This is a genomic window from Anaeromicrobium sp. (assembly GCF_025210435.1).
GTDB lineage: Bacteria > Bacillota > Clostridia > Peptostreptococcales > Thermotaleaceae > Anaeromicrobium.
On sequence record NZ_JAOART010000007.1, the window covers coordinates 1 to 16312 of the forward strand.

9 protein-coding genes and 1 pseudogene are annotated in these 16312 nt (G+C 27.8%); all 10 read left to right on the top strand.

Annotated elements, in window-relative coordinates; all coding sequences use genetic code 11:
- Positions 1–155: 155 nt before the first annotated feature.
- Positions 156–1118: pseudogene (locus N4A57_RS00825) on the top strand (ATP-binding protein); the annotation flags it as partial.
- Between the two features lie 75 nt (positions 1119–1193).
- Positions 1194–3248, top strand: a complete 2055-nt coding sequence (locus N4A57_RS00830) for a TnsD family Tn7-like transposition protein (RefSeq protein WP_293655430.1) — start codon at positions 1194–1196, stop codon at positions 3246–3248.
- Positions 3249–3447: 199 nt separating this feature from the next.
- Entirely contained in the window at positions 3448–5295 is a 1848-nt protein-coding gene (locus N4A57_RS00835) for a KAP family P-loop NTPase fold protein (protein ID WP_293655432.1), read from the top strand.
- 20 nt (positions 5296–5315) lie between these two features.
- Positions 5316–5996 carry a hypothetical protein gene (locus N4A57_RS00840; RefSeq protein WP_293655433.1) on the top strand — a complete coding sequence of 227 codons (681 nt, stop codon included), beginning with the start codon at positions 5316–5318 and terminating at the stop codon, positions 5994–5996.
- 4 nt (positions 5997–6000) lie between these two features.
- Entirely contained in the window at positions 6001–7386 is a 1386-nt protein-coding gene (qatC, locus tag N4A57_RS00845; protein WP_293655434.1) for a Qat anti-phage system QueC-like protein QatC, read from the top strand.
- Entirely contained in the window at positions 7379–8101 is a 723-nt protein-coding gene (locus N4A57_RS00850; protein WP_293655436.1) for a TatD family hydrolase, read from the top strand. The genes qatC and N4A57_RS00850 overlap by 8 nt, the downstream gene beginning before the upstream one ends.
- Before the next feature lie 326 nt (positions 8102–8427).
- The gene (locus tag N4A57_RS00855) at positions 8428–11103 is read left to right on the top strand and encodes an N-6 DNA methylase (RefSeq protein ID WP_293655437.1); all 2676 of its coding nucleotides are present in this window, start codon (positions 8428–8430) and stop codon (positions 11101–11103) included.
- Positions 11103–11996 (top strand): hypothetical protein, encoded by an 894-nt coding sequence (locus N4A57_RS00860; protein ID WP_293655439.1) that lies wholly within the window; start codon positions 11103–11105, stop codon positions 11994–11996. Before N4A57_RS00855 ends, N4A57_RS00860 begins: the two co-directional genes overlap by 1 nt.
- A gap of 269 nt (positions 11997–12265) precedes the next feature.
- Entirely contained in the window at positions 12266–12667 is a 402-nt protein-coding gene (locus N4A57_RS00865; protein ID WP_330671413.1) for a DDE-type integrase/transposase/recombinase, read from the top strand.
- Positions 12668–13206: 539 nt separating this feature from the next.
- Positions 13207–15588 carry an SEC-C metal-binding domain-containing protein gene (locus N4A57_RS00870; RefSeq protein WP_293655442.1) on the top strand — a complete coding sequence of 794 codons (2382 nt, stop codon included), beginning with the start codon at positions 13207–13209 and terminating at the stop codon, positions 15586–15588.
- Positions 15589–16312 lie beyond the last annotated feature (724 nt).

Sequence of the window (16312 nt, forward strand, 5' to 3'; positions counted from 1 at the left end):
GATTATTTGTCATAGTCAAGCTCCTTCCATATAAGTTTTGCCGAACTTATATTTTAAAGGATGACTATGACTTTTTTCTACACTTTTTTAATGGTAATTTAAACCTTGGATAGTAATTCCTTTTCACTGTCCGTAGGTCAGACGGAAAATCTAGAAATAGTGAAGATGATATGCTGTCACATATGACTCATATTACTCAGCTGCATGCATTGGGTGTTTTAGTTATAGATGAGATTCAGAATTTAGCAAGTTCTAAGAGTCGAGGAGAAGATGTGTTAAATTTCTTCGTTAATTTAGAAAATAGAATGCATGTTCCTATAATATATTGTGGAACATATAAAGCTATAGAGCAGGTATTGAGTAGTGATTTTAGACAAGCTAGAAGAACATCAGGTATGGGAGAAATATATTGGAATAGAATGGAGAAAGACACGTATTTTAGATATTTTTTAAGCGAAATTTGGAAATATCAATGGTTACATAATTTTGTAGAGCTCAATGATGAACTTATAAAAGTTATGTATGAAGAAACTATGGGGATAACGGATAGAGTTGTAAAACTCTTCATGGCTACCCAGTTAGAAGCTATATTATCTAAAAAAGAAAAAATAACAGTTCAACTAATAAGAAAAGTTGCAAATGAGCATATGAAACTAACAAGTCCAATGATTGCTGCTCTTAGAAGTGGAGATCCACAAAAAATTTGCAAATATGAAGATTTATATTGTGTTGATTATGATGTTATTAGAGAAAGCTATGAAGACGAATTTAGAAATAAAGAAAAAATTAAGATGATATACGAAAATAGAAGTAAAGAGATTAAGTGTAGACAACAAGAAATGGAGAATGAATTAATCTTTAGCATGTTAGATATAGGTGTATGTGAAAAAAAAGCCCAGAAGATCGTTAAAAAGATTTTAAAAGAGCAGGGATATGAAAAGGACCTTTCGTTTTTGAAGAAAATGATATTAGAAAAAATTAAAACGAGTGATTATAATCAAGAAACAAACGTAAGTTCCAAAAAGAAGAATAAAAAAAATAAACTAGATACTATGGAATTGTCAGGATATGAAAGATTAAAGATGGAAGGTAAAATAAAAAAAGCATATATTGAATAAAATTTCAGATTATATTCAATATCTCTCATTATATAAAGATGTAAATTGTAGTTTTTAAAAGAGTAGGTGTTGTTAATGAAAGTTCCTGTAATAGGAGAATATCATAATGATGAGTTATTTTATAGTTGGGTTTTAAGATGTCATAAACTTTCTGGTAATAATGTGAATGCGCACACTTGTAAAGACTTATTTGATAGAGAACGCAAAAACATATCATTATATATACCTACAGGGACTAGATTTTTTATAGAAAATATTGCAGCCAAATTTGATCTGAGATGTGAGGACATTCTTAAGAACAATACTTTATATCCCATATATGAACCTTTTATATCTATTGAAAGTCAAAAAAAAATAAAAGATATTTATTTGAATGGAAATGGATCTATAATAAATTTAATAGGAGTGACTAGTAGTAATTGTAGCCGGATATCAATACTAAGATATTGTCCTATATGTGTAAAGGAACATTATACAAATTATGGTGTTGCTTATTTTATTAGAAATCATCAAGTAAAAGGAGTACATGTTTGCACAAAGCATTTATGTTTTCTTAATGAATATAACGAAGAAATAAAAAACTTAAATGAGATAGATTTGATTTCATATAGCTACAAGAATCTTAATATATTTGAAATTGACCTTAATAAAAAAACGGATGTCAAGTTATTAAAATTAGCAGAGATAGTTGAATTTATTATAGAAAATGTTAAGAATTTCAATATAGATAAAGTGTATAGAAGATACATGTTTTTACTAGAGAAAAATAATATGCTGGATTCTAATGGAAATACGATTCGGAAAAATCTATATAGTAGAATGGAAAAAATATATGGGAATGAAATACTTGATAAACTAGAGTGTAGTTTAGGAAGAGGGGGACATGGCGAATGGCTAATGAATTTATCCCATAAACCTAAATATGTAATAGATCCGATTAGACATATATTGTTAATTAATATTCTTGTGGAAAAAATCGATCATTTTTTTGATAGTACAAATGATATTATCTATGTAAATAACAAAGAGAATTACGAGAAAGAGCGCATTATATTATACAAGGAAAAACTAAAAAGTTTTATTGCACAAAATCAAGAGATTAATAGGAGTGAATTAATAAAAACATTGGGGGTTGAATATAAATACATAAAAAAAAATGCTAGAGAATGGTTCGATGAAAATATTCCTAGCAGTGCATTGGATGAATATAATGATGATTCACTAAAAAGGTGGAAAAAAACACTGTTAGACTATATGAGAGATAACCCCAATACGTCCAGAAGTAAAATTAAAAGCGCGTATAGAAATGAATATGAAAAATGTAAAACCTATGATAGGTCATGGTTTGAATCTAATATGCCTATAAGTAGGGCTAAATATATTAAAAGCTTTGAAGATGAATGTAAAAAGAGAAGGTCAATCTTTTTAGAATATATAAGTGAAAATCCAGAACATACAAGAAGTGAAATAGTAGAGGGGATAACTAATGCATATACATGGTTACATAAAAACGATAAAAAATGGTTAGATAATCACGTTGAAGTGGGATATAGAACTAGAAGTGAAATATTAAAAGTGAAGAAGAAAATTTATAGAGAAAAGGTATCAGACTACATAAGATTAAATATGGATGTTAATAAAAATAAGATAAGAAATAATTTGCCTTTAGAATATAAATGGTTATATAGGAACGATAGAGAATGGTTCTTTGCCAACATTCCTAATACTAACTATAAATATAAAAGTTTAATTACCTTTAATATCTGGAGTGAGAAGTGGAAAGAAAGAGATGAAGAAGTAATAATGGAACTTAAAATGAATTATACTAGCATTTATAGTAGTGCTGGATACAAAAAAATTACAAAGAATTATTTATTAAGGAATCTAGATTTGAATTACATACAGAGTGTAATAAATTCAATTGATAAAATGCCTAAAACTAAAGCTTTTATAGAAAGTGTAGTAGAAACAAGTGAAAAACATCAATTACGTAAAATTAAAATAGCAAACGAAGAAATGAAAAAAGATGGAGAAAAAATATTGAAGAGTAAGTTGGTTAAAAGAGCTGGAATTTCACAAGTAAAGTTTGCAAGTGTCAAAAACTTAATAAATCAAATTATTAGAGAATAGATGAAATGCTTAAAAATCTATTCTTTTTTTATAAGTAAAACTTTATGTTATACACGATTTAATTATTATCAAAAATATCTTTTATGGTAGTTATGCAAAATATGTAATTTAAAGTAAGAATATGGTAAAATAGATTTGTACATAGTGATAAAGTACCTTAATAGGAACTTAAATGAGGTAATTTGCAAGGGGGATATTTATGTGGTTAGATAATGCTTCGGACATTGATATACTATTTTATGGTCCATATGCAAAATTAATAGATCAAATTGTAAAAACAAAGCAATACAATCCATTAACGATAGGTCTATTTGGTCTTTGGGGTGCAGGAAAATCAACTTTACTCGAATTGATTAAGACAGAGTTAGATGAAGAGAAAAATAACATTGCATGTATACAATTAAATGCATGGATGTTTGAGGGATATGAAGATGCTAAAGTAGCATTAATGGAAGCTTTATTAAATCAATTACGTGCAAATGAATCAAAATTTAGTGGAATCAAAGATAAGTTGGGTGCCTTATTAAGAAGGATTGATTATTTTAAGTTAGGAACAGATATCATATCAAAAGGTGCACCACTTGCAGCAAGCATAGTATCAGGTAATCCTATTCCTTTATTATTAAGTCTTCCATCTGATATAGACGGAAAAAAGGTAGGCGAATTAATTAGTGGAGCGACTAATTCAGTTAAAGAATTTAAGGATAACTATGTAAAAGATCCCAATGAAACAACAGTAGAAAATATTAGGAAATTTAGAGATGAATTTGAATGTGCTTTAGAAGCTTCAAAAATAGATAATGTAATAGTTTTAGTTGATGATTTAGATAGATGTAATCCAGATAGAATTATAGATACTCTTGAAGCAATAAAACTGTTTTTATCAGTAAAGAGAACAACATTTATAATAGCAGCGGATGAGACGGTAATTCAATATGCAATAAAACGAAAATTTCCACCAATAGATGGTTCTTCGGTAGAAATATCAAAAGAGTACATTGAAAAGATTATTCAATTGCCTATACATATTCCGGAATTATCTAGTAAAGACATTGAGAATTATCTATTATTATTAATAGCTCAACTATATCTTAAAGAAGATGACTTTGTAAAACTGATTAAAAAATTGTTTGAAGAAGAAATTGTCGTTCGTGAGAGTTGTATAAGTTTAAATGAAATAAATGATTTTATTGATAGTTTAGGCCTAACATTTAAAAGTGAACTAGACAATGAGCAATACTTAAAAAATTCGGAAGTGATTACTAATATTAAAGCAATTGTTTCAGCTACATTAAAAGGGAATCCACGCCAAGCTAAAAGGTTTTTGAATACATTTATGACAAAGAGAAATTTAGCAGATATGTATTTTAAAGATGGTGTAGATGTTCAAGTATTGGCTAAAATGCTAGCATTACAAAAAATAAACCGAGACTTATTTAAAGAACTTAACGAGTGGAATAAAGAATTTGATATAGAAAACAAAAAATTAAAAGATATATATATGCAAATTAAAAAAAATCCAAGTAAGGTAGCAGATCAATTAAGCCAATGGGCGGTTCCAAGGGTGATTAATTGGATGGAAGTAGAACCTAAAGAGTTGTACAAGATTAATTTAGATAAATATTTTTATTTATCTAGAGAAGAATTAAAAAACAATATATCCATAAATGGGTTATCAGAGAGAGCAAAAAATATTCTTGAAAAGATTGGTTTAGCGTCTGAAGCAACAATAGAAAATATTATGATTGAACTAAGAGAAATTGAACCAGGCGTTTTAGACGAAGTTATTACTACATTGTTGCCTAAAATTAAAGATGGTGAATTAGAGTGGTATGTGATTCGTCATATTTTTGAATCAGCAAAAGGTTATAGAGGGAAGATTATGCAAGAAATTAAAGTAATGCCTAAAATTAAACTTGGTCTTCCATGCGTTCCGTATCTAAAAAAAATGCTTATAATATCAAATGGTTGTGTGAAACCAATTTTAGATGAGATGAAGAGTAAAAATTTAAAAGAAAGTATATATAAGAAAATAATTGCTAATTGACAAATGTAGGGGGGAGTATATTGGGAACATCAAAGGGGTATATCGCACCAACAAAAATTGAATGGTCCAAAGCTAAACGCGCTGTAACTAGTTTGATCAAAGAACCAAATAGTAGTAATGTCGCGAAAGTAGCAAGTAAATATGCTACAGCGATGAAATCAGATGGATTTTCGAAGAGTAGAATGCCCAAAGCGGTATCAAATATTATAGGTTTAGCTAGAAATATTAAGAGTAATGGTATACCATATGCGCTAGAGAACATCGGGAGAAGTGATCTAATTGACAAGTCAAACGATGAAATTTTCAATGAACTATTATTGTATTACACTAACAATGGGGCCACAAAAGAAGATGCTCTTGCATTAGATGCATTATCATTGACTATGAAAAACTTGCAAATTAATGACTTAGAAGATTTGGGAAGCATTAATGAAGAAAAGTTTTTAAGAGAAATACTTGCTGAATTTGCTGGATTAAATTTTGAATTTAGATTCTACGAAAGAATAAGCAAGACTAAGAGTCCAAAAGAGACTCAAGTGATACTAAAAGAAATAAAGGGCTATTTGCGAGGTAATATTTACGAAGAACTAAAAATTGAAAAAATGAATGAAATAGATTTTGAAAACTTAGCAGGTCAACAATATATAAGAGAAATATGTGAAGACGCTTTTTCTGTTTTTGAAGATTTATATGAGGAGTGATGAGATGGATATTTGGGTTAACAAGTGTAACGAAGAAGAACCAAGTGATGACTTTAAAGAGGCATTTGTTTTTTCTATTGATCACGAAAAAAAAGCAACAATATTTTCAAGTATTAAAGATGTATGGCGTAGACTATCGATTAATCCCATATCATCAATATATGAAGATTTAAGTATAATAGCATTAAGCGTATTTGCGGTAGATAAGAGAGTGAGTAGATGGTTTACTGATGATAAATGGACAAGAGAGTTTAGAATATCAATACCAGTTTTAAATTACGAAAAATGGAGTGGCACAACTAAATTATGGAACGAAACTTTGTCTTTTCTAACCGGTGATATATGGGATGTCAATTTTAGAAAAACAAATAAAATATACGGAAAATATTCAAAAAGAACACGGAATAAATTAGATATAAGTAAGTGCACGGCGGTAAGCTTATTTTCGGGCGGGCTAGATTCTTTTTGCGGTGCAATAAAAGTATTAAGTGAAGGAGAGTCAGTTTGCTTTGTTGGACATAATGAATATCCTAAATTGGCTGAAAAACAAGAAAAATTAAAAAATAGTATGCAAGAAGCTTATCCAAATCAAAATATAGAATTTATTGGATTTACAGCGAATTCTAGAGCACCATATAGAAATGGTAAAAAACTAAAGGGAAGTGAAAATACATCAAGAGGTAGGTCATTATTATTTTTGTGTATAGGTGTTTCTATAGCAGGAATTATAGGAGATAGTATCCCTGTATATATACCCGAAAATGGTTTCATAGGATTGAACATACCACTAACCAATAGCAGAAAAGGAACATGCAGCACTAGAACAACTCATCCTTTTTTTATAAAAAAGTATAATGAAATTTTAAAAAGTGTTGGGATTAAAAATTATATTAGTAATTTTTTTGCATATAAAACAAAACGTGAGATTGTTAATCTTGTAGAAGACAATAATGTGTTTAAAAGAGGGGTAGGGTTAACTATATCATGTTCACATCCATGTCTACCAAGATGGAATAGAGAAGGTGATAAAACATATCCAAGAAACTGTGGTTATTGTTACCCGTGTTTAATACGCAAAAGTTCTTTGATAGGATTAAACGTGGATGAGATATATAGTATTGAAGATAGTTTGTCATTAGAATTTCTTACAAACAATGCATCACATAAAGTTAAAATGAATGATGCAATAGCAGTTATTAATTCTTTATACAGATATAATAATTTGGATGAGAATGAACTAAAAAGATTGATTAAGTGTACTGGACCACTTACAATCGAAGAGATAGATAAGTTTCTTATTGTTTATAAGAAAACAATGAAAGATATAGCCGAGATGATATCTGAAAATGAAGAAATACAACAATATGTAGGGATTGGTAGTTATGAGTAGATTAATAGACACACATTTTCACTTAGACCATTATAGAAATCATGAAATGTTATTTCAGACTATAAATAAATTAGAGCAATACACCTTATGTATGACGAATAGTCCAGGGATATTTTTATCTTGTAAAAATATGTACCCTGAGACTAAATATGTTAAATTTGCTTTGGGTGCTCATCCTTGTGAAATACATAATAGTTCTATAATTAAGGAATTTAAATATTGTATAGGACAAAGTAATTATATAGGAGAAGTTGGGTTAGATTTTTCTAAAAAATATGAAAAAAACAAGCAATTACAAATAAATGTGTTTAGTGAGATTGTTAAGATGGGTACGAAGCATAATAAACTTATTTCTGTGCACTCAAGAAAATCAGAAGAAATGTTAATTGATATATTGCGACAATATAGGCCAGCTAAGTGTATTATTCATTGGTTTGATGGAAGTAAGAAGCATTTACAAGAATTAATTAATTTGGGTTGTTATTTTTCTCTTAATAGTAATATGATGAGTGAAAATAAAATACATTCCTATCTGATAAATATACCAAAAGATAAAATTCTTATTGAAAGCGATGGTCCTTATACAAAAGTACAAGGTAAAAGATATAAACCTGTTATGCTCAAAGAGGTTTATCATATAGTAGGAAATATTTTGGAGATAGAAAATCTAGATACAGTAATTTCTAATAATTTCAAGAAAATATTAATCTCATAAAGCAAAAACAAAAGATTAAATTCACCTATGGTGATAAATGCATTCATGAAAAAATAAAATTATAGAAAATATTATGATATAAACCAAAGAACAATATTTGGATAGTCAAGAATTTGTATAAAAATGTTAATACTAAAAAAAGTTTAGTGTCGATAGAATTAATCAGAAAGATTTAAGTGTTTTAGACAATATAATACCATATACGTTATACTGGGTAATGATGTAAAATTAATAATATATTAGATATTAATGTTTGAATTACTAAAAATAATGATACGAGAAGTTAAATTTTTACAAAAGTAACCATCTACTAAGGAGTTGATTAAATGATAAATGAAAATAGAAATATAAACCTCAATGAACTTGAAAATCACTTTGACTATATCTATAAGATGATTGACTCTGAGATTAATGTATATGATAGTGATTTAAGTTTTTATGTCTTAACTTTAATTTTTCTTAAAAGAATTCACGACATACGGGTAGATGAGATTAAGTTTGAAAAATACAATGTTAATTGGAAGGGAATCAGAAACATAGCTGCACATACTCATTATAAATATGAAGATGAATTAAAATATGAACTGTATACTACTTTCAAGCAATTTGATATAGAGTATGATAATTTAAATGGAATTTTTAAAGAAGTAAATTTTAAACATTTTCATAATATAACTAGCTTAATACCCATAATTCTATATCTAGACCGTATAGATATGTCAATGGAAAGTATTAGTATTGAGAATATGGGTGTAGCATATGAAAAGCTCATTAAAAAATTTTTTTCTAGAAGAAAAGATGACTATATTACTAATGACGATATTACTAGATTAACTGTTGAGATTCTAGACGTAAAATTAGGAGAAAGTGTATATGATCCATTTATGGGGATCGGCAGTTTCTATACAAGAATAGTGCATTATCTTAGAAGGGCCTCTGAAATGCACATTGATTCTTACAAAATGCTACAACGCTGGTCTGGTCAGGAAATACGTAGTGAGATATTTTCGTTGTGTAGAATGAATTTGATTATGAATGGTATTGATGATATAGAAATTTATTTAGGAGATACAATTTTAGAACCTCAGAACATCTCAATGAGTGAAATGAAAAAATTTGATAAAGTTATATCAGAAATTCCAGTTGCTACTAGAAATCATAGCCATTATGAAACAATTATACGTAACGAGTTTAACCGTTTTACATATGGTGTCCCATCCCAAAATACCTTACAGTATGGATTTATACAACATATAATTGCGAGCCTTAATGAAGAAGGGAAAGCAGTAATTGTTTTACCAATGAAATCTTTGTACTCCAAGGGAAGTGAAAAAAAGATAAGAAAAGCAATTGTTGAAGATGATATTATAGAAAGCATTATAAGTTTACCTAGGGAGACGTATAAAAATAGTAGATGTGAAATGGCTATTGTAGTAGTAAATAAAAACAAGCCATTTTATAGAGTCGGTAAAATAATGTTTATCGATACAACTGTAAAAATTAAAAAATTTGATGAAAATTATATTAAAAAAGCAGTAGATGTTTATAAAGATTATATAGAAATAGAAGGATATTCTACTATTGTAGATTTAAATGAGATTAGAGAGAAAAAATACGATTTAAACTATAAAAAATATAGTCCAATATTTAAAGAAAATAAAATTATGTTAAAAGGAGGGAAAAGTGGCAGAATTAAAGATGTTGTATATAGTCATCCAATAATGGGAATTCATGCAAATAAATTTCACACAATAGAGGTTAACTATATAAAAACTAAAAACTTAAATAAGGATATAACAGAACAGTTTTTTGATATTAATAATTTAGAAACTAAAATTATAGATAAGCCATATGACATTATAGATTCAAAAGCAATTATAGTTGCTTTAATTGGAGATAATTTGAAACCTACTATAATTAATAATGAGTGCTTAGAATTATTAGATGTAGTTCTAGACAAAAATGTTATAGCTTTAGTGCCTAAAGAAGACGTAATAGATTTTGAATATTTGTATTATCAGTTATATAGTCCAAGAGTTATACAACAATTAGAAGCATTAAAAACAGGAATTATTCCTAGAATTACAAAATCTGAGCTTTTAGATATTGTTATTTCCGTTCCTAGCATAGATCTACAAAAGGAATATGTTAAAGAGCAGAAGTTACTATTAATACAAAATGAAAAAATGCGTTACGAGGAGAGTATTAAAGCATTGAAGATTGAAGATTCAGTTGCTGATGCTGAAGAAACTGTTATAAGTATACTTGCACATAACACTCTTCCGTACATTTCTCGAATGCAGTTTGATATTAATGTAATAAAAAGATTCTTAACAGAGAAAGAATTAATGGAACATTTATGTGATCGTTATCAAACTGTAGAAGTTTTAGATGATTTTGGTGATATTGCTCTTGAAATGCAAGAAAATCATAATGCAGAAAAAGTTGAAGAAGTAATACAAAGGATAGAGAAAGTCATTACGACTTTCGAAAGTATTATAAGCGAAACTAAAAAAACTGTACAATTAAACTTGAATGATGGTGACTTTGAATCCGTAAATCTAATAAGTATATTTAGAGAAATTAGAGAAGAAAAAGCAAAGGATTATACTGGAAAATACGAGATAGAAGTAGATTGTCCGGACATATCAATAATAGCGCATAAACCTTCAATCAAGGAGTTAATTATGCAGTTGCTAAGAAATGCGGAAATGCATGCTTTTAGTTTTCAGAACAGAAAGAAAAAAAATAAAGTTGAATTTAAAGTTATAGAAAAACAAGACAAAGTAATTATTTATTATAGCAATAATGGAAAAGCTTTCAACATAACTAAAGAACAATACATAAAGATGGGAAAAAAATCTCAAAAAAGTGAGGGTCATGGATTAGGGGGAGCCTATATCAACAAAGTTATTAAAGCTCATAGAGGTGAATTTAAGATAATTAAAACTAACATTGGTATGAAGTTAGAAATAACATTAAATAAAGAGGGGGATAACTAATGGACAAAGAGTATAAAGTCTTGTTAGTAGATGATAGAACAGATTTTTCAGAAGGATTTAAAAATGAAGCACAACATCACAATATATTAGTAGCTACTAGAACAAATTACAAAGATATGGTTGAATGTTTACCTAAAATCAAGGATAAACTCGCAACCATAATTTTAGATATCAAATGTTTAAAAACACCTGATCAAGAAATTGAAAGTGAGGACTTTCTTACTCTTGCATTAGGGCATCTAGACCAAAATTATTCACATATTCCTAGAGTAATCTTAACGGCAGACTCTGCAAGATATGACTTTGTTAGTAAATGGTTTTCCAATGAAAAAGTTTATAGGAAAACTACACAAGATATAAGTGCGTTGTTTGAATGTATAAAAAATAATGGTGAAAAAATTGATAGTATTAAAATAAGGCATAAATATAGAGATGTTTTTAAATTATTTGATAAACAATATCTATCAGAAGATACAGAAAATGATTTATTAGATTTACTAATGAATATGGAAAATAAAGAATTATCACAAATTAAAAAGAACTTATCTGCAGTTAGGAGAATTCAAGAAGATGTTTTGCAAACTATAAATAAAATCAATAGGAATATTATACCAGATGATTGTCTTAAACCTAATAAAGATATAAAATTTCATACTATTCATAGGCATCTTATGGGGAACAAAACAAGGGAAAATAATTACAAACCGACAACTACAACTTACTACGATGGAGTAATAGAAGTTTTTTCTGAATCGATTTATAGAGTGGCAAGCGACAATGGTTCGCACAATCCATATTTAAATCCTAAATACACACCAACTAAATACACTGTACAAGCTGTAGTCTATGGGTTATTAGATTTTCTTTTATGGTTTGAAAGGACTATTAATTAGTAGATTTGAGTCAATGATTTGAAGAAAGCATTAGATTCATATATATTAATATCTGACCAATATGTCATTTCCCATATAATGTTAACAAATAATGTATAATCAAAACATTAAACAAGAAGTTTGATAATAGCTCCTTATAGTGGATAGTGTAAAAAAGACTATATTATACTGAAAACTATAAGGTTTTTTCTTATGGCTAAAAAAGGACTAAAATTTAAAAAGTATCCAAAGGATTTTAAGATTAGAATAGTTAAACTAGAGAAACTAGTGTGCGATGTAACTCAATTAAAAGTATAGATGGTCAGAAATATTATTTATTTGCTATTATGCATTTATTCAACAATGAAATAATTTCATATAACGTATCCAATAGAAATGGTAATAAGTTAGTTTATAAGGCACTAAAAATACTGAATAAACAAGGAAATAAAACAATCATACATGTAAATCAAGGAGCAAAATTTACATCTAAAATGTACACAAAATTCCTTAATAACAAAGATGGTATCTCCATGTCAAGAGTAGGAAACTGCTATAATAATTCATGTATAGAAAGTTTATTTGGTCACTTTAAGGATAACTTTTATAAATTTCATAATCAATCTAACGTTGATGAACGAAAACTAAATGTTAATAATTACATATATCATTATAATCATGAAAGAATCTAACTAAAATTAAAAACTAGCCTAGTAAATTACAGAGCTAGTGCTTAGTAATTTTTTATTATTGTTTACTTGACAGGGACATATTTATTTTATGATTGCTCTAATTTTTCATACAATTAATATAAAAGTTCAATAATAAAAGTTAGAAAAAATATTCAAAATTAAAAAATAGTTGAATAGAGGGGAATCAGGTATGAGATTTAACAATAGTATTATTGATCAATTTGCAAAAAATAAAGAAGAATAGATTAGATTTTAAGGATGGATTGAAAAGTAGTAAGTTTGAAGAGATATAAAATACACAAAAATATTTAACTTAAAACAGATTATAGATATTTAATTATAAGGCGTTAACTATTTTAAGTTTTTTACAATTTGTAGTAAATATGCTATTGGGTTACTGTAAAATTATTAACACAGAATTCTATGAAATTGCAAATTTTGATAGAAAATATATTTTATAGTTAGAGAAAGAAAAAAGAATGTTTTAAACATGAAGTTGCGTTATCAATATAGAAGATACGAATGAGAGGTGCAAACACATGAGTAAGCATAGTCAGAATGAAGTTAGAAATATAATGTCTGATCAGTTATTTGTTGATAAATACCAAAGGATGTCAAACAAAATAAAGAAAATTATAACAGAAGAAGGTACATGTAACGGATTAGATATTACAAACACAGTATTATCGAGTGAAATGAAGTTGAAATTAAAGATAAACAATCTAATTCTTGAAATTAGGGAGTTGATATCTAAATGTCCACCGTTGCAGCTACTTGATTACTGTAAATTTAAAAGACGGTTTTCAATGTTGAATGTAACATCAGAGTATCAAATGTCAACTGAAAATGAATTCAAATCTAGAGCATTAGAATATGTTCAAAGTGTAATTGCTTCAACATACATTACACCATCAATTGATAATAATGAATTTAAAAGTTATAGAGAAATTATTATTAATAAAATTGTGGAATTATACGAAAATAGTTTTTTATATTATAGTTTTTATTCCGAAAAATTAAGAAGAACAAAAGAAATCTTTGGTAATAAATCTTATGATGACATTTTCTATACTTGTATAAAATGGTACTGCAGGGGCAAAAGATACTCATTTTTTGATATTCCTTACCTGGATAATATGTTATCTCCGCATGATGAGTTAATATATAGAAAGTTTGGAATAAATGCACGAGATATTATTAATGGGTTAAAAAACATACAGCAGTCCATTTTGCTAGAATTACCACGAAAAGGATTACAACTTCATAATATTTTACGTGAAATGAGTGAAAATAAATTAGATGAGTATGAAATTATTGATAAATACCCAGATATAGATAGATTAATAGGGAGTGTAGTTGGGGAATCAAAAGATTATGATTTATTTGATCTAAGCATCATAACAAATTGGCCAGAAACTTTGCTTAAAGAGCTATCGTGGAATGTAGGTGAATGTAAGAGTTTTTTTGAAGATTCTCAATATCCTGGTTGGTTATCAGAAGACATGCCTATAATAAAAAAACCATTTATATGCATTGAAGGCAAGTACTATTGTTTTGACTATGATAATGTTTTTGATAATTTTTATAGGGTTGTACAGAAAGCTATTGTATCTAAACAACCTGATTATGTTGAACAGTGGAATAAAGTGCAAAAATCAACTTCTGAATCTTTCCCGATAAGTTTGTTGTGTAAATTATTAAATGGTTGCCAGTATCATCTAGAAAATTATTATAAAAAAGTAGGAAGTAAGAAACAATGGTGTGAAAATGATGCAATTATAATCTATGACGATAATTTAATAATAGTAGAAGTTAAAGCAGGGTCTTATATTTATAAATCAGCTTTGACAGACATGGAGGGACACTTCAAGGCCCAAAAGCTTTTATTAGAAGCACCATCATCACAATCAGAACGATTTTTAGATTATTTAAAGTGTGAAGAATCAGTAAAAATATTTGATGAGAACCATAATGTTAAGGCATCATTATCACTATCTGATTTTAGAGAAGTAACAAAAATTTGTATAATGGTAGATGAAATTGATGAGTTTGCAGCTCGAGCTGAGAAGGTGAATTTTTTAGAGATTAAAAGCGATACAGTGTTTATATCAATTAACGATTTGTTTATGTATTCTCATTTTTTTGATTCAGCTATACAATTTCTTCATTTTCTCAAAGAAAGAAAAAAAGCTACTTTGGCAAGAAATATTTCCCTAAATGATGAATTTGATCACTTAGGGATGTATTTAAAGCACAATACATATTCACTTGTTGCTGAAAAGCAAGGCAATGATAAAAGGTTTCGCTGGCTTGGATATAGGGAAGATATTGATAATTATTATAATCAACTAGTCTTTGAAGAAAATGATATTATCAAAAAACCTACGCAAGAAGTACCTGCTCGTTTGTTAGAAATTATAAAAATTTTGGATAACACAAGTCTTAGTGGGAGTTGTTTTGTTGGCAGAACCCTTTTAGATATGGAGTTTCAGATGAGATTAAAATTCGGAAAAAATATTAATAAATTTCTTCAGATGAAAGAGCCCATTTTATATAAATTTACAATAGGTATGTGTAGTTGCTATTTAATTTGTCATAATTCTGCTATTGAAAATGTACCATTGGAATTTTATAATAATTATATATTATCATCTATGTTAAAAAATAATGATTCTATTGCAATTGGATTAAATCTATTCTATAACAAGTATTCTGAGTTAATAGATATAGATTTCAGTATTTTAAATCCTAAGCAAATGCCCAAGGGAAATAAGGATATCGTAAGCAATCTATCAGCAGCTAATTGCAAACTAAAAGTATATGAGGAACCCGTAAAAGGGAAAAACAAAATTAAATTTGGGCGAAATGAAAAATGCCCATGTGGCAGTGGAAAAAAATACAAAAAATGTTGTGGAAAATAATAATACTTAAATTTCCATTATTAATATAATATGAAGTTCAACGACTAAACATTATTGAATGATCTTTTTTATACCTAATATATAGTATCAGTAGTTATTGTAGTTAGAAACAAGGTAGTTTACAAATGGATTAAGACTTCCTAAAAAGATAGGGAGTCTTTCTGTTTTATATGGTAAAAGATGCGATACGTAGTAGTGAAGTATGTGGACATAATGTAATAGTTGAGAGTTTTATGCAAGTGTAGTTTACGACTTTATTAAACAAAATGAATTAATATGTTCTGAAAATCACTATCCCAGTTTACAACTATATTAAACAAAGTAGAGTTCCTGATAAATAATAATCAAGGTTTCATAAGACTAACAGTTTACGACTTTATTAAATAACCTCAAAAGTTGTAGTTGTTTAATAAAGTTGTAAACTTAACTTGCAGAATCAAAAAAAGATTTTGTAAGTTTTTATTCATTTACCGAAAAACTCTTACATATTAATATCTTTTCATATTAAGTTGCTATTGATTAATTAAGTTATAAATTACATGTGCAAAAATGACAATGGTTTATGAGGCTGTTTATAATAGAGATATAGATTTCTGGTGTATAAACTTGCTTTATGCGGGCCTATTTCAGGAAAATATATTGAAAATCTTTTCCACCCAAGTCCTTGTCACAAGCGAAAGTGTGAATCTTCGTATATAGGTTCATGTGTCATGTTGGAGTAGCA